Genomic DNA, 23,616 nt, shown 5'->3' with positions numbered 1-23,616 from the left:
TTTAACATAGGTTTCTAAAAACTTTTAACAGCTATTTATGTAGCAATTAAATTTACTGGTATTAAAATTTTATAAAATTAGTATTAGATTTGATAGATTTTAATAAGGTTTTTACTAAAATTCTCTTGTAAAAAATAACCATAGTACTACTATTTATGCACGCTGAAATTATACAACACGTTACCAATACGATAGAGTTGACTAATGAAGAATTAGAAGAATTTACAAGTGTGTTAGTAGAAAAAAAAGTAAAGAAAAAATCGTTTTTAATTAAGCCAGGAGATCGTGTAAAAGAAGAATATTTTGTAGTAAAAGGGTGCTTATTAGCTTATTATATAGATCATTTAGGTAATAAACATATTTTACAATTTGCTGTAGAAGATTGGTGGATTAGTGATTTTGAGTCGTTTTTTAACGGAGAACCAGCAAAACTATATATTGAAGCTTTAGAAGATTGTACTCTATTAGCAATAAATAAAGATGTACTAGAAACTGTTTACCAAAGAATACCAAAATTTGAACGTTTTTTTAGAATAAAAACAACAAAGGCATTTGTATCTTTAAGAACCAGAATTTTATCTAGCTTACAAAAAACAGCCAAAGAGCGTTACGTAGAGTTTTGTGAGGCTTACCCAGATATAGAAAAGCGTATTGCCAATTACCAAGTAGCAAATTATCTAGGCATTAAACCAGAAAGCCTTAGCAGAATAAGAAAAGAGCTTGTAAAAGTTAACACTTTTTAACTAGTTTAGATAACTTATATCATTCTACTTCTTACATCACTCTTTTATCTTTGCTGAAAAAAATCATGGCTAAAGATAAAAATCAACCGTTATTGTCTTCTTTTAATCTCAACGGACTAGAACTACCAAATAGAGTAGTAATGGCACCAATGACAAGAAGTAGAGCAGATAATGAAGGAAATATAGCTACAGAAGAATTACAGGGAGAATATTATAAACAAAGAGCTTCAGCAGGATTAATTATTTCTGAAGGTTCTCAAGTTTCTCCAGAAGCTGTAGGGTACGTTAATACTCCAGGAATTTATAGCAAAGCACAAGTAGAAGGATGGAAAAAAGTAAACCATATGGTGCATAATGCAGGAGGCAGAATATTTATTCAGCTTTGGCATGTAGGTAGAATTTCTCATCCAGATTTTCATAACGGAGAAAAACCATTAGCTCCTTCTGCAATTAATCCTAATGCAAAATCATTTACATACAACGGTTTTAAAGATACTGTTACCCCAAAAGAGATGACTATTGCAGATATTAAAAGAACTGTACAAGATTTTAAAAATGCAGCTAAAAATGCTATGGATGCAGATTTTGATGGTATAGAAATTCACTCTTCTAACGGTTATTTATTTCATCAATTTTTTAGTGCAAACGCCAATAAAAGAGAAGATGAATATGGAGGAAGTATAGAAAATAGAGCTAAATTTTTATTTGAAGTTTTAGATGAAATTAAACAAGTAATGCCAGAACATAAAATTGGGTTAAGATTAAATCCATCTTTAGACGGACTTTTTGGTATTGAATTAGATAAAGAGTCTATTCCAACTTTTGATTATATAGTTGAAAAATTAAATAATTATAATTTGGCTTACTTGCATTTATCTGAACCTTTTACAGATGTTTCTAACAATCCATACGCAGTAAAAGAAATAGCAAAACATTACAGACCTATTTATAAAGGCAATTTAATTATTAATACAGCTTTTGATCAAGACAAAGGAAATAAAGTAATTAAAGATGGAGATGCAGACTTGGTAGCTTATGGTAAGCCATTTATTTCTAATCCAGATTTGGTAGAAAGGTTTGAGCAAGGTGTTGCATTAACAGAATGGGATAATGATACATTTTATACATCAGGAAAAAAAGGGTATTTAGACTATGAAAAAGAAACAGATTAATTACAAGATTAATCATTTTACCCCACGAAAAAAGCGAGTTAAATAACTCGCTTTTTTTATATAATATAGTAAGTACTAAAAAATTATTTTTTTAATAATTTTTTAGCAGCTTTTAATTCAGATTTAGACAGAAAACCATCTTTATCGGTATCTAAAGTATCAAAATTTTCAGATAATTTAGTGTTTTCAGCAGCTTCAGCTTTGCTAATTAATTTATCACTATCTGTATCTAATTCTGCAATTTTAGCCCTTTTTTCAGTAGCAGAAGCTTTCATTTTTACAAGTTTTTTTCTGTCACCATTCATTTTTGGTCTTTCTGCAATCATTGCATTTAGCTCTTCTTCAGATAAATAACTGTCACTGTTTGTGTCAATTTTATCAAAATTTTCAGTCAATCTTTCATTATCTCCTAATTCATCTTTACTTAATTGGTTGTCTCCGTTCTCATCAAATCTTTCTATAATTTTATCAGCAGAGATTTTACCTTTTCTTTCCATTTTTTGAGCGTTTGCAGTAACACCTAGTGCTAAAACAGCTCCTAACATTAAAATTGATTTTTTCATTGTAATTTTATTTTAGTTTTATTGGTTAAACCAAATACAATGCCAAAAAAATATGTTTAAAGCATTTGTAATTGTATTTCTTGTAAATTTTAATTTATTTATCTGGTAAATAGATGTTTGTATAATTAAGATATTTTTACTTTATCCCCTAAAAACTTAGGCTTTACATGAAAAAGTATATCTAAAAATACCTTACTTCTGGCTAAATATTCTCTTAATTGTACTCTAATACCATAAGCGTAAGATACATTTTTTGCATTAAAACCAACAGCATTTATCCCGTTATGTTCTGCAATATAAATAGCTCTTTCGTTATGAAATTGCTGAGAGATAATAGTAATATTATTTTGTCCAAATATTTCTTTTGCTCTAATTACAGAGTCTAAAGTTCTAAAACCAGCATAATCTAAGAAAATTTTATCTTCCGGAATCCCAAATTTTATCAGTTCTTCTTTAAAATCAGATGGCTCATCATAATTTTTACTACTATTATCACCACTTACCAGAATAAATTCAATTTTCTCTTCTTTATACAAAGCTACAGTAGCTTCAATTCTATATTTAAAATAAAGATTAATATTCCCGTTTTGTAGTTTTTTAGAAGTACCCAAAACTAAGCCTACTTTGTTTTGAGGTATTTGTGAGGTATTAAAATATGTTTTGTTGATAGAATTTTTTTCGATAAAATAATTAGAAGCTCCAATAAATAGAATAGGGGAGAGAATAATAATGATAAGTAGGTATTGTACTTTTCTTTTTTTAAGTAATGTAATCAAATTAAGTAAATATTAGGTTTTAGAAAATTTGTCACAAAAGGTTGATAATAGAACTTTAAAAATATAATAATTCTCTTTAAACTATAAATCTATCTAAAAATAAAATCCCCCTTTATAATTTAATTTACAAAGGGGATGGATTAATAGTTAGTTGTAAAGTATTTTATACTTGCACTACCATTTTACCTTTATTTTTACCTTCAAACAAATCTAGAAATGCTTGTGGTATATTCTCAAAGCCTTTTACCATGGTTTCTTCATAAACAAGTTTATCTTCTTGAAGCCATTGAGCTAGCTGCTTAGATGCTTCACCAAACTTATCTTGATAATTACTTACAATAAACCCTTGCATTAAAGCGCTATTTTTAACCAGAAATGGTTGTACTGCAAGGGCTTTTGGGATAGAAGTTTTGTTATAAACGGCAATTGCACCACATATGGCTATTCTAGCAAATTTATTGATATTGACTAAAACACCATCAGAAATTTCACCACCTACATTGTCAAAATAAACATCTACACCGTTAGGGCAAGCATCTGCTATGGCTTTAGCCATATTGTCTGTAGTTTTGTAATTAATACCTTTATCAAAACCAAACTTGCTGGTAAGCATTTCTACTTTCTCATCACTTCCCGCAACACCAACTACGTGTAAACCTAGTATTTTACCAATTTGCCCAACAACGCTACCAACAGCACCTGCTGCGCCAGAAACTACTAAGGTTTCTCCTTTTTTAGGTTTACCAATTTCGGTTAAACCTAAATAGGCTGTTAATCCAGTAAGACCTAAAATACCTAGATAAGTAGATAGTGGGGCTTTTTCTGGATCTACTTTCTGTAAATTTTCTGGATTTACAACTTGTTGTTTTTTCCAAGGCAAATTACCTGTTACAAAATCACCTTTTTTAAAATAACTATTTTCAGATTGTAAAACTTCTGCAACAATTCCAGAAGTGATAGGCTCATTTAATTTAAATGGAGGTACGTAAGATTTAGCATCACTCATTCTTCCTCTTAGATAGGGATCTACAGAAACATATTTACTTTCAATTAAAATTTCATTATTTGAGGGAGTGCCAACTTCTTGATTAACAAATTTAAAATCAGACTCTTGTGGTTTTCCTTCTGGTCTGCTATTTAATAGAATTGTATTTTTCATTTTTTTTAATAAAATTACAATTATTAGAAGGCTTAAAAGAAGAAACGACCTAGTTTAAATCTATTTTAACACTAGGCAATTAGTAGGTTAATTAGAGAAATATTTACTTGTTTTTTGCTGTGTTTTAGCAAAGTATTTTTCTAGAATTAATAAAGAAATAATGTCTTCTCTCTCTTTATTTTGAAACTGCTTCACATATTGGTTGGCATTTTTAATAATAGTTTTGGCTTTTTCTGGATGGTTTATGTAAAAGTTCAATTTTTCTTCTAGATCAGAAAAATCATCTTTTATAGCAATATAGTGATAGTCTGGTTTTAAAGAACCTTCCATAAACCAGGTTTCAAATTTTGGTTTTGGCATTACTGCAATAGAATTAGAAGACATAACCCATTTTAAATTACTAGCAACATCATTACCCTCTATACTCATAATAAATTTATAGTTTAATTGCTCTTCTATAGTCATTCTTGGTTTTACCCAATTACTATTTAATTGATTAGTGTTTACTTTACCAATATCACAAAGCGGATGATCTATAAATTTTTGAACAAAGTTGATTCTATGAGGTTGAGTAGGGTGCACTTTACCTCTCCATACCAATAAGTCTTGTTTATCTAGGTATTTTTTAGGATGCTTTTTTATAAAAAGAAAGTGCCTAATTTTATTCCATTTCATTAAAATAGAATTTTTATTTTGACCAGATATAGGTCTACTTTTTAATAAAGTTGGGTAATTAGGCGTGTGAGTGATATCTCCAAAAAGGTAGTCTACTTTAAACTTTTGTGAAAAATATTTATGGTGTTCTAAAAAATCAAAAAAATAAGTTTTACCTCCTTTTTTTAAGGGAATAGAATTTAAAGGTTTGCTATCATTACTAATTTCATGATTTTTATCTAATTGGTAATAATAGTTTACACGTTTAAAAACATATTCTTTGTCTAGTTGATCAAGCTGATGTAGTTTTTTATCTAGCTGAAAATTTTGTAGTTTATTTCCAACAAAATAACTCCAGTAGTTTTTAAAATAATAAGCCATCTTATTATTTTTATGTTTACCAGACAAACGTTTTAAATCCATAACAAAGAGTCTATTTATTTAAAATAGGCTTCTGTATGTGCTTTAAAATTATCTAAAATAGCTTGGTGAAATTCTTCTAATTCATCTAAAGTGCTTTCATCTTCGTCTGCATCAAAAGTTTTAGTTACAAAAGTTTCTTCTCCTTCTTCTGTAAAAAGAATACTTACTTTACTTCCGTCTTCTAATAGATAAACAATTTCGTCTTTAGGTATTATAATTTCATATACCCCATCTACTGCAATAGTTTTACTTTTGTCTTTAGCTTCTATTTTAAATGAAAATTCTCCACCAGGTTCTAATTGTTGAGTTACTTGAGAACATTTCCATTCAGACGAAGGAAAATTCCATTGCTTAATGTGTTTAGGGTTAGTCCAAGATTCCCAAACTTGATGTACTGGTACGTTAAGGGAAGTTTCTACGGTAATAGACTCCATGATTAAATGTAAGAGATTTTTAAATGTTATATTTTCAAATATAAATGATAAAAGTTAATTTTAAAGAAGTATAATTTATTTTATCGTAGTATTTGTTTAAAAGTTTGATTTTCAGTTATTAAAAAATTATATTTTTTCAATTTTTTTCTGATAATACTTATGAAATTACAAATATTTTAAAGATTATAATGGTATAAAAGAGGTAATTGTAGAGGTTTTAAACTTTTAGAAGCTATAATTTTATTAAACCATACAAGTAGAGTTAATCTATTAAATTTATTTTTAAATAACATTTGATTTTTAATAATTTAAGAGTAAAACTGTAACTATATTTGCAAAAAATATAAAGGTATAATTTACCGGTTATCCAAGAAGCAATATAGAATGATGAAATCACAAAAAGATATTTTAGCAAAGCTGAATATTAATCAATTAAATGCAATGCAAGAAGAAGCATCTTTAGCAATTTCATCTACAAATAATATAATTTTACTATCACCAACAGGTACTGGTAAAACCATTGCATTTTTACTACCATTAATAGAAACTCTTCAAGCAGATTTAGAAGAGGTGCAATTATTAATTTTGGTACCTTCTAGAGAATTAGCAATACAAATAGAGCAAGTTATAAGAGAAATGGGTGCTGGATTTAAAACCAATGCTGTTTATGGAGGTAGGCCATTTTCTAAAGATAAAATAGAACTAGCACATCCGCCAACTATATTAATAGGTACTCCAGGAAGAATTGCAGATCATTTGCGTAGAGAAACTTTTTCTACAGAAAAATTGCAATCTTTAGTTTTAGATGAATTTGACAAATCTTTAGAAGTAGGTTTTGAAGCAGAGATGAAGCAGATTATAGAAGGTTTGCGAAATTTAAATAAGCGTATACTTACTTCTGCTACTCAAGAAATAGAAGTGCCAGATTTTGTTGGTTTAAAAAAGGAGTTAGTAATTAACTATTTAGGAGATAAAATAAATCAATTAAGTATAAAAAAAGTAATTGCTACAGAAAAGAATAAACTACAAGCATTACTAGATGTGTTGCACCACGTGGGTAATCAACCTGGTATTATTTTCTGCAATTTTAAAGATACTATTCAATACGTAAGTGATTATCTAAAAGTAAACAAAATACCACACGGTTGTTTTTATGGTGGTATGGAGCAAATAGAACGTGAAAGAGCTTTAATTAAATTTAGAAATGGTACTCACCAACTAATTATAGCTACAGATTTAGCGGCTAGAGGTTTAGATATACCAGAACTTCATTTTATTATACATTACCAATTACCTTTAAAAGTAGAGGAGTTTACTCACAGAAATGGTAGAACAGCTAGAATGAATACTGCAGGAACTGCCTATGTGTTACAATGGGAAGAAGAGTATTTACCTGAGTTTATAAAAACTTCAGAAATAGCTAAATTAACAGAAGCCAAAGAAAAATTAGGAACAATTTGGACCACTTTATTTATTTCTGGTGGAAGAAAAGATAAAATTTCTAAAGGAGATATAGCAGGATTGCTTTTAAAACAAGGAAACTTATCTAAAGAAGAATTAGGATTAATTGAATTAAAACAAGATTGTGCTTTTGTAGCAGTGCCTCAAGCAAAGGCTAAAAAAGTGATAGAAAAAACAAACAATACTAGATTAAAGAAAAAGAAAGTACGCATTAGCGTGATATAAGTTTATGACAGAAAAAAATCTAATTGCAGATATAGATGCTTGCATTAAAACAATACAAGATTTACTGGAAGATACTAATCAACTTTTTGAGCTTCCAGAAGAAAAACGTATAGAATTATTAAAAGTAGCAGGAGCGTTAACTAGACCTAATAGAGAAGAATTTCAGCGTAGAAGAAAAGATGCTAAAAAGGCGGCTAAACGTAAAATGATAGCACGTGATAAACACGCTCGTAAAACTACAGGAATAAGATCTGCAAGAGAAGCTAACGTCTTTGTAGCACCTAAATTATTAGCCGTAGCACAAGAAAATTTAAATAAAGAAACTCCAGAGCTAGAGTCACCAAGAAACTGCTATGTATGTAAAAAAGTTTACACCAAACTACACCATTTTTATGATAGTATGTGTACAGAGTGTGGTGATTTAAACTATTTAAAGCGTTTTCAAACAGCAGATTTAACAGATCAAGTTGCAGTAATGACGGGGTCTCGTTTAAAAATAGGTTATCATATTACTTTAATGTTATTACGTGCAGGAGCAACGGTTATTGCTACTACGCGTTTCCCTGCAGATTCTGCAATTCGTTTTGCAAAAGAAGAAGATTACTCTCAATGGAGTAATAGATTGCATATTCACGGGTTAGATTTAAGACATATACCTAGTGTAGAAATTTTTTGTAACTATATTGAGCAGAAGTACGATAGATTAGACATACTAATTAACAATGCAGCACAAACAGTAAGAAGACCAGCTGGTTTTTACGCTCACTTAATGGAGAATGAAGAAAAACCATTAACAGAGTTACCAATATTGGCTCAAAAACTTTTAAAAGACCATCATTCTTGTCTAGAAGAATTAAATAGTTTAAGCGTAACTACGCAAAAAACAAGTAAAAACAACGTATTACCTGTAACTTGGCACGGTCCAGAACCAGGTATAGGTTTACGTTCTTCAGCAAAATTAAGTCAAATACCTTATAGTTTTGATAACTCGTTACAAGCTTCAGAAGTATTTCCGGAGGGTGAGTTAGATGCAGATTTACAACAAGTAGATTTAAGAAAAACAAATAGTTGGAGATTAAAATTAGGGGAGATTGAAACTACAGAAATGGTAGAAGTACAATTAGTAAACTCTGTAGCTCCTTTTGTTTTGTGTAATCGTTTATCACAATTAATGCTGAAAGAAGATACGGGTAAAAAGCATATTATTAACGTATCTGCGATGGAAGGGAAGTTTCATAGATTTAAAAAAGAAGACCGTCACCCACACACCAATATGGCAAAAGCAGCATTAAATATGTTAACACATACTTCTGCAGCAACTTTAGCTAAATCTGGTATTTATATGAATGCTGTAGACACTGGTTGGGTGACAGATGAAGATCCAGCAGAACTTTCTAAACGTAAAACAGAAATTCATGATTTTCAGCCACCATTAGATATTGTAGATGGAGCAGCACGAGTTATGGATCCGTTAATAGATGGAATTAATACAGGAAAACACTGGAGTGGTAAATTTTTAAAAGACTATTTTCCTATAGATTGGTAAAATGTTTTTTTTAAGTTTTTTAAGCTCACCAGTTTTCTTAAAAAATAAACTCTATTTTTGCAATTGCTAATTTTTAGAAATTTTTCTGGAATTAGTCTTAATTTTTTATTCCGAATTTATTTCGGATTTTCTCAAATCTCACCTTGTGAGTAATTTATAAAGTATGGAATTATTTGAAGATTTTAAAATAAATAATCAACTACAATACGGTATTGAAGACTTAGGTTTTAAAAAACCTACACCAATTCAATCTAAATCTTTCCCTGTAATAATGAGTGGTAAAGATGTAGTTGGTATTGCACAAACAGGTACAGGTAAGACTTTTGCTTATATGTTACCTATTTTACAAAATCTTAAATACTCAGAGCAGAAGCACCCTAGAGTATTAGTGATGGTTCCTACAAGAGAGCTTGTAATTCAAGTAGAGCAAGAGATTAATAAATTTGCTAAATATTTAAATCTTAGAGTAGCTGCTGTTTACGGAGGTGTAAATATGAATACTCACCACCAATTAGTAGCACAAGGCTGTGATATTGTAGTTGCAACACCAGGTAGATTGTATGATTTAACTTTGAGTAGAGCCTTACAATTAAAACAGATTAAACAGTTGGTGATAGATGAAGTAGATGTTATGTTAGATTTAGGCTTTAGGTTTCAGCTAACTAATATTTTAGAAATTTTACCTCCACGTAGGCAAAATATTATGTTTTCTGCAACAATGACAGAAGATGTAAATTTATTTATTCAAGACTTTTTTAAAAGTCCAACTACTATTTCTGTAGCAGTAAGCGGTACACCTTTAGAAAATATAGATCAAGTTTGTTATGCTGTACCTAACTTTTATACCAAAGTAAATTTACTATTAGATTTATTAAAAGATAAAGACACTTTTCAAAAAGTATTAGTTTTTGTACCAAACAAAAAGAGTGCAGATTTAGTTTTCAATTTATTAGAAGAGCGTTTTTCTTATGAGGTAGCCGTTATTCACTCTAACAAAACTCAAAATTACAGATTAAGATCTATAGAGAATTTTAATAAAGAAAAAACACGAGTATTAGTTACCAGTGATGTAATGTCTAGAGGTTTAGATTTACATAAAATTACACACGTTATAAATTTTGATACACCGCGTTACCCAGAAAATTATATGCATAGAATTGGTAGAACCGGTCGTGCAGAAGAGCAGGGGAGTTCTATTTTGTTATATACAGAAAAAGAGAGAGAAGCTAAAGAAGCAATAGAAGAATTAATGGGTACTTCTATAAAAGAGTTAGAAATGCCAGAACAAGTAGAAATTTCTAAGCAACTTACTCCAGAAGAGCGACCTAGAGAAAAAGAAATTGATAATCCAACAAAGATTAAAGATGAAGATGCACCTGGTCCAGCGTTTCATGAGAAAAAAGAAAAAAACAGAAAAGAGAATTTAGGAGGTTCTTATAGAAGAAAACTAGAAAAGAAATACAAAAAACCTAAAACTAGAGGAGATAAAAACTACAATAAGAGAAATAAGAATAAATAATTTACCTTATAAATAATTGAATATCAAGTATTTAAAATTTAATTTGACTTTTTTTTAAAATAAACATTTATTTAACGGTTTTATCCAAATATAAACTTGATATTTGTAGTATTATAAATAACAATTTTTTTAATTACATTACAATGAATAAAGGAACAGTAAAATTCTTCAATGACACTAAAGGTTTTGGATTTATCACTGAAGAAGGGGTGAACAAAGATCATTTTGTACACGTATCTGGATTAATCGACGAAGTTCGCGAAGGTGACGAAGTTGAGTTTGATTTACAAGAAGGTAAAAAAGGTTTAAATGCAGTAAACGTAAGAGTACTGTAATTCATATATCTTTAAAGATTTCAGTAAAACCCATCTTTTTAAGATGGGTTTTTTTATGCCTAATTTTTACAAGTAGTACGGTTTATATGTTAACACCTACTTAGTAAAAATTTATGATTTCCTTCTTACTCGGTATATTTTCTAAACTATAATTTAGGTTTATTATAATTTTTGGGCTTTTCATCTCTTGAATTGCTTTTAACTTAAAACTAAATAATAGAAAGATGATCAACATACAAACCAAGCCGAGTACTATTGCTTCCAATATTCTTCAGACTGTAGGAAATACTTCATTAGTACAACTTTCTAAATTATTTATAGCCCAAGATTTTAAAGTTTACGGCAAATCAGAATACAATAATCCAAGCGGAAGTATAAAAGATAGAACCGCATTAAGTATATTAAAAGATGCTTTAAATAAAGGACTTATTAATGAAAATAGCACTATTGTAGAATCTAGCTCAGGTAATATGGCTTTAGGATTAGCGCAAGCTTGCCTGTACTTAGGTTTAAAATTAATTGTAGTGGTAGACCCTAAAATTAACCTGCATACACAAAAACTGTTAGAAACCTATCAAGTAAAAATTATTAAAGTTGAGCAACCACTAGATGATGGTGGTTTTTTAGGAGCTAGACTTGCTAAAATTCAAGAACTATTACATAATATACCAAATAGTTACTGGACTAACCAATACGGCAATCAAGCAAATCCGTTAGCACATCATCAAACAATGGAAGAGATTTTTAAAGATTTAAACAGAAAAGTAGATTATCTTTTTATGGCTACAAGTACTTGCGGTACTATTATGGGTTGTGCAAATTATATACATAAGCACCAATTACCAACAAAAATTATAGCAGTAGATGCTAAAGGTAGTGTTTTGTTTGGTGGTGAATCTAAAAAAAGAATTGTACCGGGACACGGAGCGGCAGTACCCTCTCAATTTTTAGATACTTCAAAATTGTATGACCACGTAGAAGTAAGTGATTTAGATTGTATTAAAGGCTGTTGGTCTCTTTTAAGTAACGAAGCTATTTTGTGTGGAGGTAGTACAGGAGGTGTAGTACAAGCTATACAACAATATGCATATAAAATACCTAAAAATAGTAATTGCGTAATGATGCTTTGTGATCGTGGAGAGCGATATTTAGATACAATTTATAATAAAGATTGGATAAATAAAAATATACCGAAAGCTAATAATTTTGTTCAGTTTAGAACTAAATAAATGGAAAAAAAAATACAAAATACTTTTTTAACCATTGCTATTATTGGGTTTGGTCCCAAAGGTTTATTTGCTTTAGAGCGTTTAATAGCTAATTTACAATCTACAAAAAGTAAAAAAAGAGTACATATTCATATCTATAATAGAACCTCTTTTTTTGGCTCTGGTGATGTTTATAGAACAGACCAACCAGATTATTTATTAATGAATTATGCTAATTATAATATCTCTTTTAAAAATAAAGAAATACCTCACCTGCAGTTACCACAATTGCAAGAATTTTTACCTTGGTTAACCAATAAAACCAATAAAACTCTTGAAGAAATAGAATATACATACTCATCTAGAAAAACCGTGGGAGAATATTTAGAGTATTGTTTGTCTATGCTTTTATCTAATTTACCAGATAATATACGTGTAACTAAGCATATAGCAACCGTTGTAGATATTATCCCTACTAAAAATGAATATCAAATTAATACAGATAAAGTAGAAGAAAACTCTGTCGTTAAAGAAATAATGTTAACTACAGGACACTTTTGGAACAGACATCAAATAAAACCAAGTACCAATTCAAAAAAATATATTGATTTTGTATATCCAGTACAAGAAAAACTTCAGCATATTTTAAATACAGAAACTGTAGCAATTAAAGGAATTGGGTTAACTTTTATAGACGTCGTACTAGCATTAACAGAAGGTAGAGGAGGAAAATTTATTAAATCAAATAATACTATAAAATACATAGCCTCTGGTAGAGAACCTAAAGTTATCTATCCGTATTCTAGAAGTGGTTTACCCATGATTCCTAGAAAAGGAAATACAGACAAAGTAACTGAATTTAAATTTTTTACAGAAGATTTTGTGCAGCAACTTCTTTGTAAAAAATCTATTGATTTTCAGAAAGATATTTTACCAGTTATAAAAAAAGAGAGTTTATTCATTTTTTATCAAACGAACTTTCGTAATTACAATTTTGATGTTGAATTATCAGATGATTTATTTCCCTTTAAATTACAAATTGAAAAATTTCATCAACAATATCCAGAGGCACAAAAATTTGATTGCAATTTTTTTATAAATCCATTTTCAAATAAAGAAACCCTTTCTAACAAAGATATTTTACCTTATATAAATTTTATTTGTGATTTAGTAGAAGAAAATGAAGAAACTTCCCCTTGGTTAGCAGTTATTTCTTCTTTAAGAAATATGAGCGTTTTATTTAGTAAGATATACCGTTTTGGAGGGCTTTCTGCAATGTCACATCAAAAATTTGATTCACAGTATTTTGGTTTATTAAATAGGTTAGCTTACGGCCCGCCTGTACAAAATATGAGAAAAATAGAAGCCTTAATAAAAAGTAAAATCTTAGATTTTAGTTATGCTCGTGGTTCAAAAATTAAAGAGAATATAAATGGAAGTTTCTCCATTTTCAACAAAAAATCTACTAATTATGTAGATATTCATATAAATGCCACAATTCCTAGAGCGGCAAAAAATCAAAAGCGTGATGGTTTATTTGGTAAAATATTAAATCGAGGTATTATTTCAGAATTTGTAAATACAAACGGCACGTCTTATGCTACAGGAGCAGTGGCAATTAATAAAAAAGGTCAAGTTATAGATAATCAAGGGAAAATTAATAAACATATAAGCTGTTACGGCACACCCACAGAAGGAATTACTTTTGATAACGATACTTTATCTAACCGTAAAAACAACTTTAGTATTTACTGGGCAAAGCATATAACAGAGCAACTCAACTAACAAAACATAACTAAAATGAACTATTATAAAGGAAATAAAACAGAAGGATTAACCCCAATTACATCCCCTTGGATGTTAGAACTTCTACAAAATAGCTCCCTTTTACATTCTTTATTAGATAATTATGGGTCTCCTATAAATATTCATCACCTTCCAAGTTTTAATAAAAATATTAAAAAATTTCAGCAAGTATTTAGAGCTAAAAAAGTAGACGCTCAAATTTTTTATGCTAGAAAAGCTAACAAGTGTAAAGGTTTGGTAAAAGAGGCTTTAAATACAGGGATTGGAGTAGATACAGCAAGCTTTAAAGAGTTGCAACAAAGTATTTCTTTAGGAGGTAAAACAGACAGTTTAGTACTTACTAGCGCTATAAAAACAAAAGATCAAATTACGTTAGCTGTAAAAAAACAAATACCCATTGTGTTAGATAATAATGACGAGGTAGAGTTAACTCAGCAAATTGCAGAGAGCATCAATAAAAATGCATTAATTGCTTTAAGAGTTAGTGGTTTTTTGGTAGATAATAAAAAACTGTATAGTAGGTTTGGTTTTGATATAGAAAAAGTTAAAGAATATATTGTAGAGAATTTTGTGACTACTAATAAATGCAAAAACTTAAAATTAAAAGGTTTACATTTTCATTTAGATGGTTATTCTACCAAGCAAAGAGCCATAGCACTACAAACTTGTATAGATTTAGTAGAAGAACTACATCAGTATCAAATTAATATAGAGTTTATAGATATGGGAGGCGGAATTTTAATTAACTATTTAGCCGATGAAAATGAATGGATTCAGTTTAACAAAAAACTACAAGATTCTGTAAAAAATAAAGAAGAAAGTTTAACATTTAATGGTACAGGTTTAGGTTATGAAATGATTGAAGGGAAACTACAGGGAAGCCTAAAAACCTATCCGTATTTCAATAAAGTTAATAGTGAATCTTTTCTTGAAGAAGTGCTGGTTAATGATTTTAAAGACAGTAGTTTAAGTAATTCAGAAAGAGCTATAGAAAATAATATTCAACTAAGAATAGAACCAGGAAGATCTTTATTAAATCAAGTCGGGGTAACTGTAGCAAAAGTAGCACATCGTAAGCAAGATGCAAAAGGGCAATGGCTTGTTGGGTTAGAAATGAATATGAGTCAAATGCTTAGTAGTAGTGCAGATTTTTTATTAGATCCGTTTGTAGTTTATCAAGAAGATGTAACAAGTAACGATGAGGCTGTGAGTTTGTATTTTACAGGAGCTTACTGCTTAGAGCGTGATATACTTTTAAAAAGAAGTATTAAACTACCAAAATTACCAGAAATAGGTGATTTAGTAATGTTTGTAAATACAGCAGGGTATATGATGCATTTTTTTGAAACAGAAGCTCACTTATTTGAATTGTCTACCAATTTAATTTACAAAAAATTAGATGTAAATAAAGCACCTACCACAAAAGATTTTATTAACGATGATAATTTATAATTTAAAATAAATCTTTTTTTACTCGTTCATAATAAGAGTCGCTTACAGGTATTTTTAAATTACCCAAAAGTAAATCTCGGCCTTTTAACCCTGTAACTTTAGATTTGTTAATAATAAAAGATCTATGCACTCTTAAAAATTGTTGGCTGTTAAGCGTTTTTTCTAAAGATTTCAAGCTTTGGTGACTCATTAATTTTTTTCCTAAGTAATGAAAAACAACATATTCACTATCGCTTTCAATATGAGTAATATCATCTGTTTTTAATCGGTGTAAATCATATCCAGATTTAACCGTAACCATATCAGAAGGGGGAGTATTACTTTGTTTATTAGCTTTTAGTTTATTTACGGCAGTTAAAAATCGCTCAAAAGTAATAGGTTTAAGTAAATAATCTAAAGCATTTAGTTCAAATCCTTTTAAAGCATATTCAGAGTACGCAGTAGTAAAAATAACCCTAGTTTCTGGAGAAATCATTTTTGCGAAATCTGTACCATTTAAATCTGGCATTTGTATATCTAAAAACAGAAGATCTACTTGGTTAGATTTTAAGGTAGGCAAAGCTTCAATTGGGCTTTCAAAAGAATTTAATAACTCTAAAAAGTCAATTTTCTTTATATAACTTTCTAATAAAGTTCTTGCTAATTCTTCGTCATCAACAATTATACAGTTATACTTCATTTTTCTAGTTTAAAAGTTCTTTTCTTACAAATTAACAGAAATCAACTTTAATAAATAGAGATTGATTAACAAAATTGCTGAATTTTTCTAGAAGGATATTAAAAAAATAAGAATTTCAATTTATAGTATTTAGAAGAAAAGTGTAGTTATCTTTGCTAAAAAAACAGAAAATGTTAAAACAATTTTCAGCCTTAGGAGTTAAAGAAGAATTACAGAAAAGTTTAGTGAATTTACAAATTTCTGAACCAACAGAAATTCAGAAAAAAGCTATTCCTGCCATTCTAAATCAAAAAGAAGATGTGGTTGTTTTAGCAAAAACCGGTACAGGTAAAACAGCAGCATTTGGTTTACCATTATTACAGCTAGTAAGTGCAGCAAATGAAGATATACAAGCGCTTATTTTAGCACCTACTAGAGAATTAGGGCAACAAATTTATACTAATTTACTTGCTTTTGCAGGAGAGAATTCTGCAGTAGAAATTGTTTCTATTTGTGGTGGTACGCCAATTAAACCACAGATTGAGCAGCTTAAAAGCAAAACGCATATTGTGATTGCTACTCCTGGTAGATTAATAGATTTACATAAAAGAAATGCTCTTGATTTAAAAAGCTTGAAATATCTAGTTTTAGATGAAGCAGATGAAATGTTGAGCGCTTTAAAAGAAGAGGTAGAAACTATTTTAAAAGAAATACCTAAAACCAAAAGAACATTTTTGTTTACAGCAACCATGCCAGGTTACATTAAACAATTAGTTCAAAATTATTTAGCCAAAAAGGTAATTCACCTAGAGGCAGATATGCAGACTATAGGTCATCAAGGTATAGATCACCAATACGTAGTAGTAGAACCTATTGAAAAGCTGGAAGTATTACTACATTTTTTAAGTACAAGAGAAGGGGAGCGTGGTATTATTTTTTGCAAAACAAAAGCTGCAGTAAACAAATTAGCAAAAAAATTAGCTATTAATAAATTCTCATCCGGTTCTATTCACGGTAGCTTAACTCAAGCAATTAGAGACCGTATTATGGGGCAGTTTAGAGAAGGGCATATAGATATTTTAGTTGCTACAGATTTAGCTGCAAGAGGTATAGATGTAAAAGATATTAGTTATGTAGTAAATTACCATTTGCCAGATACTTACGATGCATATGTACATAGAAGTGGTAGAACGGCTAGAGCAGGAGCCAAAGGTTTTTCTTTGACAATATTACAAGAAGAAGAAGTGCCAGAAATAGCAGATTTTGAGCAAGAATTAGGTATTGTTTTTAAACCTCTAAAAAAAGCAGATGCTCAAAGTATTGAAGAAAATAACACTCTGTTGTGGGCTAAAAAAATATTTAAAACAAAACCCAATCGTGAAATTTCTGAGGAATTTAAAACGAAAGTAAAAACAGTTTTTCATCACCTTACTAAAGATGAGCTTATAGAAAAAGTATTGGCGCATTACATAGCACAAAATAACACAAGTCACCTTCCTTCAGAAAATTTAAACAAAAAATAATTATTTAATTGATTCACTGTAAGTTTTGAAAACAAAATTAAACGTATTATTTGTAGGATTAGTAATATCTTTAAGTGCTTTTACCTATCCTGTTACAGAAAATGTGTATATATGTAAAGGTCCATCCAGTAAAAAATACCATTTAAAAAAGAATTGTAGAGGACTCTCTAATTGTTCTACAGATATTTATAGCGTAACCAAAGAAAAAGCCAAAAGCCTAAATAGAACCCTTTGTGGTTGGGAAGATTAGTAGATTTACTATTTCTTTTCTATTTAAAATTTATACAGCACTATTAAAATGAGTGAAATACAACCTAACAACCCGTTACACGGCGTAAAACTTAAAGATATACTTGAATTTTTAATAGATTATTATGGTTGGGATGGTTTAGCTCAGCGTATTAATATTAATTGTTTTAAATCAAATCCTACTTTAAAATCGAGCCTAAATTTTTTAAGAAAAACACCTTGGGCAAGAACTAAAGTAGAAAACCTCTACTTAAAAACAAAAAAGTAAATCTAGAACTAATAATATATTTTACTGTTAATTATAACTTTAATGTTGTAAGAATGTAATTTGTAACATAATATCGCTTACTTTCGCGCCTTCAAATAAAAATGCAATATGAAGCGTATTAACGAATACAAAAAACTCTTTGGGGTAGAAAAAGAAATTGAATTAAAAGCTCTAAAAAAGAGTTACCGTAATTTAGTTAAAGAATGGCACCCAGATAAATTTCAAAATGGAGACGCTTTACAAGCAGAAGCAGAGTTAAAGAGTAGACAAATTATAGATGGTTATCATTTTTTAGTGAGTATTGCTCCAGAAACAATAGCAGATAATCTAGAGGCATATACAGAAACCATCACAAATTCTGGTATAGCAGATTACCAGCATAAAGGTTTGTTATTAGAAATTACTTTTTTAGATGGTACTACTTACGAGTATTTTGGTGTTACAAAACAAGTATATATAAAAATGATTAATAGTAATAAACTTAACCGTTTTGCTAAAAGATCTATTTACCCTAATTACCTTTATAGAAAATCAAAAAGAACAATGGAAGAAGCATAAAATAAGCTTTTATCTAAATATTTTTAATCTCAAAACCTCTCTAAAAACTAGTTTTAGAGAGGTTTTTATATATATAAAATACCTCACTATTTCTTCTATTTATAAAAAATTTCATCGATAAAATAGAATGCTTTGTATAGGCAATTCTCTCAAACATCTATTACTATTTTATAAGGTACAATATAGTCACATATTTGATATGTAAATTAAAAACACTTCATCAATGAAACTATATATTATCATAGCAAGTTTTTTATTTGTTCAGCTAACTTTTTCACAAGAAGAAGAAACAAATAAAGTTTCTAAAGTTTGGTCTTTACAAGACTGTATTGATTATGCATTAGCAAATAATATAACAGTAAAAGAAGCCACTTTAAATAAAAACATTGCAGAGGTAGATTATTATCAAGCAAAATCTTCTAGGTTGCCTAATTTATATGGTAGCGGTTCTCAAAGTTTTTCTAGTGGTAATACGATAGACCCTATTACAAGTGATTATGTTACAGATCAAATACATAGTACTAATGTAGGATTAAATACAGCGGTAACCTTATTTCAAGGTAGCCAAATTACTAACCAAATAAAGCAAAATAAATTATTAACAGAGCAAAGTATATTTCAAGAAGAAGTAGAAAAAAATAATATAGTTTTAAACTTATTAGAAACCTACTTACAAACGCTTTATAGCAAAGAAAGTATTACTATAGCTAACAATAATTTAGAAGCTTCAGAAAAAGAAGTAGAAAGAGCAAAAGCAAGATTAGATGCAGGTACTATTGCTTTAAATGATTATACAGAAGCTCAAAGTCAACTAGCTACTAATAAATATAATGTTATTGCAGCTAAAAATGATTACCAACAATACTTAATTACATTAAAACAGTTATTAGAACTACCATTATCTGAAGAATTAGAAATAGAGAAAGTAGATGATACGCCAGGTTTAATAAGTCAAGCATTAGATAAAACAGAATTATACAGTAGTGCAATAGAAACTTTACCAGAAGTTAAAGTAAACGATTTAAGTATTGCTTCTAACGAAAAACAATTAGACATAGCTAAGGGAGGGTATTTACCAACTTTATCTTTAACAGGTAGTTTAGGTACAGGGTACACCAGTATAGATGACGAAACATTTTCAGATCAATTTGACATCAATTTTAATCAACGTGTAGGTTTATCTCTAACAATTCCAATATTTAATAGAAATGAAACCAAAGCGGTAGTAAAAACAGCTACACTAAACATTGAGAAAGCTAAAATTCAAAAGCAAATTACAGAAAAAGAAATTTATAAAAAGGTAGAAACAGCTTACCAAAACGCTCTATCTGCACAAGAACAAGTAATAGCATCAGAAGCATCAAAAATAGCTGCAGAACAAAGTTATTTACTTGCTCAAAAGAAATATGAATTAGGAGATTTAAGTACAACAGACTTAGTAATTAGCCAAAATACCTATACCAATGCTCAGCAAAATTATTTACAGTCTAAGTATTTAAACATTTTATACTATCAATTATTACAATTTTACCAAGGAAACGATATCAAACTTTAATCTATAAATAAAATGAAAAATAAAAAGAATATTATTATATCCATCATTGTTATAGTAGTTATAGCAGTTGTAGCATATAGCTTTTTAAAACCAGATGATGCAATACCTATTGAAGCAAAAACTATAACAGCTCAAAAGGGAGAAATTACCACACTGGTAACAGCAACAGGAACAATAGAACCTATTAATCAAGTAGATGTAGGTACACAAGTATCTGGAGTAGTAGAGAAAATTTACGTAGACTATAATAGTGAAGTAAAAGAAGGGCAGCTAATTGCAGAATTAGATAAAACTAACCTTAAAGCTGCCCTTACACAAGCACAAGCATCTTACGATAATGCTGTTAGCCAAAGAAATTACATGAAAACTATCTATGATAGACAAAAAACATTATACGATAATAAAGTAATTAGCAAGTCAGATTTTGATGATGCTACTTATAATTACGAAACAGCAAAAGGAACCGTAATACAACGTTATTCAGATTTAGAGTCTGCAAGAACTAACTTAGGCTACGCAAATATATATTCTCCTATTGATGGGGTAGTACTATCTAAAGATATAGAAGAAGGCCAAACAGTAGCAGCAAGTTATAGTACACCAACATTATTTACTATTGCACAAGACTTAAAAGAAATGCAAGTAGAGGCAGATGTTGATGAAGCAGATATAGGAAACGTAGTAGAAGGTCAACATGTAGATTTTACAGTAGATGCTTATATAGGTGAAATATTTAAAGGTACAGTAACGCAAGTACGTTTAGATTATACAGAATCATCTAACGTGATTACTTATACGGTTATCATAAAAGCAGATAATCCTAATTTAAAATTAAAACCAGGTTTAACTACCACCATATCTATTTACACTTTAGAGCTGAAAGATGTATTAACAACAGAAGCAAAAGCAGTTAATTTCAAGCCTTCTCCGCCCGTATTAATGGCTTATAATGAACAAGAAAACCTTCAAGCAGAAGGAAATTCTCAAAATCGTCCAGCTCCTCCAACAGAAAATGAAGAAGAAGAAACTACCCTTTGGGTGTTAGAAAGTAATGGAGCTATAACTCCAAGAAAAGTAACTTTAGGTGCAAGTGATGGGGTTAACGTGCAGATATTGAGTGGTATAAAAGAAGGTGAAAAATTAGTTTACGATTTAAGTGGAGCTGCAAATGTAGTTTCAGGTCAATCAGGAGCTGGTGAAAGTCCATTTATGCCAAAACCACCTGGAGCCAAAAAAAAATAAAAAGAGATGAGTAAAGAAATAATAAAAATAGAAAACTTAAAAAGAGAGTTTACTATGGGTAGTGAAACTGTTCACGCCTTAAAAGGAATTTCATTTACCATACATGAAGGGGAGTTTGTAACTATTATGGGTTCTAGTGGTTCTGGTAAAAGTACAATGTTAAATATCTTAGGATGCTTAGACCAACCCTCTTCAGGTACATATGAAATTGATGGAGTACGTGTAAAAGATCTTAATAGAAATCAATTAGCAAATATAAGAAACGAGAAAATTGGTTTTATTTTTCAATCTTATAATTTATTAGCAAGAACCTCTGCTATAGAAAATGTAGAATTACCATTATTATACAATAGTAAAGTATCTACAGAAGAGAGAAGAAGAAGAGCTATTGAAGCTTTAAAAATGGTTGGGCTAGGAGAAAGATTACATCATACTCCTTCCCAACTCTCTGGAGGGCAACAACAAAGAGTAGCAATAGCAAGATCACTGGTAAATAAACCAGTACTAATATTAGCAGATGAGGCAACTGGTAACTTAGATACGCGTACCTCTTATGAAATTATGTCTTTATTTCAAGAGCTTAATAGTAAAGGTATTACCATAGCATTTGTTACTCACGAGCCAGATATTGCAGTATTTAGTAATAGAACCGTCATTTTAAAAGATGGTAATATTATTCAAGATAAAATAAATTCAAATATTCAGTCTGCTGCACAACAACTGGCCAATTTACCTAAAGAAGATCATTAATTATGAGAATATTAAATTTATTAAAGATAGCCTTTAAAGCAATTGTTCTTAATAAAATGAGAACTTTGCTTACCATGCTAGGGATTATTATTGGTGTAGCTTCTGTTATTGCAATGTTAGCTATTGGAGAAGGCTCTAAAGCAAGTATTAGAGAAACTATTTCTGCTATGGGTTCTAATATGGTTACTGTTAGACCTGGAGCAGATGATAGAGGTCCAGCAAGAGGAAGTGGAGGAGATGTACAAACTCTTATTTATAAAGATTACGAAAAAATAAAAGAAGAAGTAAGCTTAATTAATTACATAACTCCAGTAGTAAATGGCGGCGGACAAGTAATTAATGGTTCTAATAACTGGCCAAGTACTATTTATGGTGTAAATCCAGATTACTTAAATATTAAAGTAGTTGGCCTACAAAGCGGAAGCATGTTTACAGATGCTGAAGTACAGTCTGCATCTAAAGTAGTGTTGCTTGGGCAAACGGTAGTAGATAATGTTTTTCCAGATGAAGAACCAGTAGGTAAAATGATTCGTTTTAATAATATTCCATTTAAAGTTATTGGAGTTTTAGAAGAAAAAGGAGAAAATACTTTTGGTCAAGATCAAGATGATGTAGTAATTGCACCATATACAACCGTACAAAAACGTATTCTAGCAATAGATTATCTAAATCAAATAATGGCATCTGCAGTTAGTGAAGATGATGCCTCAGAAGTTGTAGAGCAAGTTACAGAAATTTTACGTTCACAACACAAATTATTAGATAGTGAAGATGATGATTTTACGGTACGTTCTATGGAAGAATTAATTTCAACATTTAGTTCAACCAGTGAAATGCTCACTATTTTATTAGTTGCAGTAGCAAGTATTTCTTTATTAATTGGTGGTATTGGTATTATGAATATTATGTATGTTTCTGTTAAAGAGCGTACCAAAGAAATTGGTTTGCGTATGGCAGTTGGTGGTAAAGGTTCAGATATATTAATGCAGTTTTTAATAGAAGCTATTTTAATAAGTATAACAGGTGGGTTGTTAGGAGTTTTACTGGGACTTACAGCTACCGTTTTTATAGAAAATTTCTTGCACTGGCCAACTAGTGTAGCTTTATATTCTATTATTGTATCTTTTGCAGTATGTGCAATTACAGGTATATTCTTTGGATGGTACCCTGCAAAAAAAGCCGCCGCATTAGACCCTATTACGGCATTACGTTATGAGTAATATTTGTAATAAAGAGAGCAAAAATATTTTTGCTCTCTTTATTATATCTTTCTTTTTCTAAACTGAGTAGCAGTTAACCCAGTGTTTCTTTACTATTTTGAGAAAATATTCTTACAT

The 23,616-nt window shown here is 29.7% G+C and carries 23 protein-coding genes; 17 read left to right on the top strand and 6 right to left on the bottom strand.

The window, feature by feature from the left end; genetic code table 11:
• Positions 1–155: 155 nt before the first annotated feature.
• Together BUC03_RS03340 and BUC03_RS03335 are read left to right on the top strand one after the other, a co-directional pair.
• Positions 156–743 carry a Crp/Fnr family transcriptional regulator gene (locus BUC03_RS03340; RefSeq protein WP_073148242.1) on the top strand — a complete coding sequence of 196 codons (588 nt, stop codon included), beginning with the start codon at positions 156–158 and terminating at the stop codon, positions 741–743.
• A 65-nt stretch (positions 744–808) separates the two neighbouring features.
• The gene (locus BUC03_RS03335; RefSeq protein ID WP_073148240.1) at positions 809–1,915 is read left to right on the top strand and encodes an alkene reductase; all 1,107 of its coding nucleotides are present in this window, start codon (positions 809–811) and stop codon (positions 1,913–1,915) included.
• An 83-nt stretch (positions 1,916–1,998) separates the two neighbouring features.
• On the opposite strand, the gene BUC03_RS03330 is transcribed toward BUC03_RS03335, so the two are convergent.
• The 5 genes from BUC03_RS03330 to BUC03_RS03310 form a co-directional block, all read right to left on the bottom strand.
• Positions 1,999–2,478 (bottom strand): CREC-EF hand family protein, encoded by a 480-nt coding sequence (locus BUC03_RS03330; protein ID WP_073148238.1) that lies wholly within the window; start codon positions 2,476–2,478, stop codon positions 1,999–2,001.
• Between the two features lie 125 nt (positions 2,479–2,603).
• A complete protein-coding gene (locus BUC03_RS03325) occupies positions 2,604–3,251 on the bottom strand; it encodes a SanA/YdcF family protein (protein ID WP_073148754.1) in 648 nt (215 codons plus the stop codon).
• A gap of 166 nt (positions 3,252–3,417) precedes the next feature.
• Positions 3,418–4,413 carry an NADP-dependent oxidoreductase gene (locus tag BUC03_RS03320; protein ID WP_073148236.1) on the bottom strand — a complete coding sequence of 332 codons (996 nt, stop codon included), beginning with the start codon at positions 4,411–4,413 and terminating at the stop codon, positions 3,418–3,420.
• An 87-nt stretch (positions 4,414–4,500) separates the two neighbouring features.
• On the bottom strand, positions 4,501–5,490 hold the full coding sequence (locus BUC03_RS03315) for a glycosyl transferase family 90 (protein ID WP_073148234.1): 990 nt from the start codon (positions 5,488–5,490) through the stop codon (positions 4,501–4,503).
• A gap of 14 nt (positions 5,491–5,504) precedes the next feature.
• On the bottom strand, positions 5,505–5,924 hold the full coding sequence (locus BUC03_RS03310; protein WP_073148232.1) for an SRPBCC domain-containing protein: 420 nt from the start codon (positions 5,922–5,924) through the stop codon (positions 5,505–5,507).
• Between the two features lie 384 nt (positions 5,925–6,308).
• Here BUC03_RS03310 and BUC03_RS03305 point away from each other — a divergent pair, with 384 nt between their 5' ends.
• The 7 genes from BUC03_RS03305 (at position 6,309) to BUC03_RS03275 (ending at position 15,476) form a co-directional block, all read left to right on the top strand.
• Positions 6,309–7,610, top strand: a complete 1,302-nt coding sequence (locus tag BUC03_RS03305; protein WP_073148230.1) for a DEAD/DEAH box helicase — start codon at positions 6,309–6,311, stop codon at positions 7,608–7,610.
• A 4-nt stretch (positions 7,611–7,614) separates the two neighbouring features.
• On the top strand, positions 7,615–9,156 hold the full coding sequence (locus tag BUC03_RS03300) for an SDR family NAD(P)-dependent oxidoreductase (RefSeq protein WP_073148228.1): 1,542 nt from the start codon (positions 7,615–7,617) through the stop codon (positions 9,154–9,156).
• Positions 9,157–9,319: 163 nt separating this feature from the next.
• Positions 9,320–10,675, top strand: a complete 1,356-nt coding sequence (locus tag BUC03_RS03295; protein WP_073148226.1) for a DEAD/DEAH box helicase — start codon at positions 9,320–9,322, stop codon at positions 10,673–10,675.
• A 143-nt stretch (positions 10,676–10,818) separates the two neighbouring features.
• Positions 10,819–11,010: a cold-shock protein gene (locus tag BUC03_RS03290; RefSeq protein WP_073148224.1), complete on the top strand. Its 192-nt coding sequence runs from the start codon at positions 10,819–10,821 to the stop codon at positions 11,008–11,010.
• A gap of 224 nt (positions 11,011–11,234) precedes the next feature.
• Positions 11,235–12,239 (top strand): 2,3-diaminopropionate biosynthesis protein SbnA, encoded by a 1,005-nt coding sequence (gene sbnA / locus BUC03_RS03285; RefSeq protein WP_073148222.1) that lies wholly within the window; start codon positions 11,235–11,237, stop codon positions 12,237–12,239.
• Positions 12,240–14,003: an FAD/NAD(P)-binding protein gene (locus BUC03_RS03280; protein WP_073148220.1), complete on the top strand. Its 1,764-nt coding sequence runs from the start codon at positions 12,240–12,242 to the stop codon at positions 14,001–14,003.
• 15 nt (positions 14,004–14,018) lie between these two features.
• Positions 14,019–15,476, top strand: a complete 1,458-nt coding sequence (locus BUC03_RS03275) for an alanine racemase (RefSeq protein ID WP_073148218.1) — start codon at positions 14,019–14,021, stop codon at positions 15,474–15,476.
• 1 nt (position 15,477) lies between these two features.
• Here the strand turns inward: BUC03_RS03275 and BUC03_RS03270 are convergent, their stop codons facing one another.
• Entirely contained in the window at positions 15,478–16,155 is a 678-nt protein-coding gene (locus tag BUC03_RS03270; protein ID WP_073148216.1) for a LytR/AlgR family response regulator transcription factor, read from the bottom strand.
• A gap of 170 nt (positions 16,156–16,325) precedes the next feature.
• Between BUC03_RS03270 and BUC03_RS03265 the strand changes: the two genes are divergently transcribed.
• The 8 genes from BUC03_RS03265 to BUC03_RS03230 all read left to right on the top strand — a co-directional run bounded on the left by BUC03_RS03265 (position 16,326) and on the right by BUC03_RS03230 (position 23,499).
• On the top strand, positions 16,326–17,657 hold the full coding sequence (locus tag BUC03_RS03265; RefSeq protein WP_073148214.1) for a DEAD/DEAH box helicase: 1,332 nt from the start codon (positions 16,326–16,328) through the stop codon (positions 17,655–17,657).
• Between the two features lie 25 nt (positions 17,658–17,682).
• Positions 17,683–17,907, top strand: coding sequence for a hypothetical protein (locus BUC03_RS03260; protein ID WP_073148213.1), 225 nt, complete (start codon positions 17,683–17,685; stop codon positions 17,905–17,907).
• A gap of 48 nt (positions 17,908–17,955) precedes the next feature.
• Positions 17,956–18,174 carry a VF530 family protein gene (locus BUC03_RS03255; protein WP_073148211.1) on the top strand — a complete coding sequence of 73 codons (219 nt, stop codon included), beginning with the start codon at positions 17,956–17,958 and terminating at the stop codon, positions 18,172–18,174.
• 108 nt (positions 18,175–18,282) lie between these two features.
• Positions 18,283–18,732: a KTSC domain-containing protein gene (locus tag BUC03_RS03250; protein ID WP_073148209.1), complete on the top strand. Its 450-nt coding sequence runs from the start codon at positions 18,283–18,285 to the stop codon at positions 18,730–18,732.
• A gap of 223 nt (positions 18,733–18,955) precedes the next feature.
• On the top strand, positions 18,956–20,287 hold the full coding sequence (locus BUC03_RS03245) for a TolC family protein (RefSeq protein ID WP_073148207.1): 1,332 nt from the start codon (positions 18,956–18,958) through the stop codon (positions 20,285–20,287).
• A gap of 12 nt (positions 20,288–20,299) precedes the next feature.
• Complete coding sequence (locus BUC03_RS03240) at positions 20,300–21,529, top strand: efflux RND transporter periplasmic adaptor subunit (protein WP_073148205.1); 1,230 nt, start codon at positions 20,300–20,302, stop codon at positions 21,527–21,529.
• 6 nt (positions 21,530–21,535) lie between these two features.
• Positions 21,536–22,279, top strand: coding sequence for an ABC transporter ATP-binding protein (locus tag BUC03_RS03235; RefSeq protein ID WP_073148203.1), 744 nt, complete (start codon positions 21,536–21,538; stop codon positions 22,277–22,279).
• A 2-nt stretch (positions 22,280–22,281) separates the two neighbouring features.
• Positions 22,282–23,499 (top strand): ABC transporter permease, encoded by a 1,218-nt coding sequence (locus tag BUC03_RS03230; RefSeq protein ID WP_073148201.1) that lies wholly within the window; start codon positions 22,282–22,284, stop codon positions 23,497–23,499.
• The last annotated feature ends 117 nt before the right edge of the window (positions 23,500–23,616 follow it).

It is taken from the genome of Mesonia phycicola, from assembly GCF_900141885.1.
Taxonomy (GTDB): domain Bacteria; phylum Bacteroidota; class Bacteroidia; order Flavobacteriales; family Flavobacteriaceae; genus Mesonia; species Mesonia phycicola.
Note: the sequence above shows the minus strand (reverse complement) of the source record. Positions and strands in the feature narration are given on the sequence as shown.

Bases quoted from the DNA above. Each gene is read 5' to 3' on its own strand.
- BUC03_RS03245 (WP_073148207.1), top strand. From the start codon at position 18,956: ATGAAACTATATATTATCATAGCAAGTTTTTTATTTGTTCAGCTAACT.
- BUC03_RS03335 (WP_073148240.1), top strand. From the start codon at position 809: ATGGCTAAAGATAAAAATCAACCGTTATTGTCTTCTTTTAATCTCAAC.
- BUC03_RS03340 (WP_073148242.1), top strand. From the start codon at position 156: ATGCACGCTGAAATTATACAACACGTTACCAATACGATAGAGTTGACT.
- BUC03_RS03295 (WP_073148226.1), top strand. From the start codon at position 9,320: ATGGAATTATTTGAAGATTTTAAAATAAATAATCAACTACAATACGGT.
- BUC03_RS03315 (WP_073148234.1), bottom strand. From the start codon at position 5,490: ATGGATTTAAAACGTTTGTCTGGTAAACATAAAAATAATAAGATGGCT.
- BUC03_RS03320 (WP_073148236.1), bottom strand. From the start codon at position 4,413: ATGAAAAATACAATTCTATTAAATAGCAGACCAGAAGGAAAACCACAA.
- BUC03_RS03275 (WP_073148218.1), top strand. From the start codon at position 14,019: ATGAACTATTATAAAGGAAATAAAACAGAAGGATTAACCCCAATTACA.
- BUC03_RS03330 (WP_073148238.1), bottom strand. From the start codon at position 2,478: ATGAAAAAATCAATTTTAATGTTAGGAGCTGTTTTAGCACTAGGTGTT.
- BUC03_RS03280 (WP_073148220.1), top strand. From the start codon at position 12,240: ATGGAAAAAAAAATACAAAATACTTTTTTAACCATTGCTATTATTGGG.
- BUC03_RS03300 (WP_073148228.1), top strand. From the start codon at position 7,615: ATGACAGAAAAAAATCTAATTGCAGATATAGATGCTTGCATTAAAACA.
- BUC03_RS03310 (WP_073148232.1), bottom strand. From the start codon at position 5,924: ATGGAGTCTATTACCGTAGAAACTTCCCTTAACGTACCAGTACATCAA.
- BUC03_RS03290 (WP_073148224.1), top strand. From the start codon at position 10,819: ATGAATAAAGGAACAGTAAAATTCTTCAATGACACTAAAGGTTTTGGA.
- BUC03_RS03250 (WP_073148209.1), top strand. From the start codon at position 18,283: ATGAAGCGTATTAACGAATACAAAAAACTCTTTGGGGTAGAAAAAGAA.
- BUC03_RS03240 (WP_073148205.1), top strand. From the start codon at position 20,300: ATGAAAAATAAAAAGAATATTATTATATCCATCATTGTTATAGTAGTT.
- BUC03_RS03305 (WP_073148230.1), top strand. From the start codon at position 6,309: ATGATGAAATCACAAAAAGATATTTTAGCAAAGCTGAATATTAATCAA.
- BUC03_RS03230 (WP_073148201.1), top strand. From the start codon at position 22,282: ATGAGAATATTAAATTTATTAAAGATAGCCTTTAAAGCAATTGTTCTT.
- BUC03_RS03265 (WP_073148214.1), top strand. From the start codon at position 16,326: ATGTTAAAACAATTTTCAGCCTTAGGAGTTAAAGAAGAATTACAGAAA.
- BUC03_RS03235 (WP_073148203.1), top strand. From the start codon at position 21,536: ATGAGTAAAGAAATAATAAAAATAGAAAACTTAAAAAGAGAGTTTACT.
- sbnA (WP_073148222.1), top strand. From the start codon at position 11,235: ATGATCAACATACAAACCAAGCCGAGTACTATTGCTTCCAATATTCTT.
- BUC03_RS03255 (WP_073148211.1), top strand. From the start codon at position 17,956: ATGAGTGAAATACAACCTAACAACCCGTTACACGGCGTAAAACTTAAA.
- BUC03_RS03270 (WP_073148216.1), bottom strand. From the start codon at position 16,155: ATGAAGTATAACTGTATAATTGTTGATGACGAAGAATTAGCAAGAACT.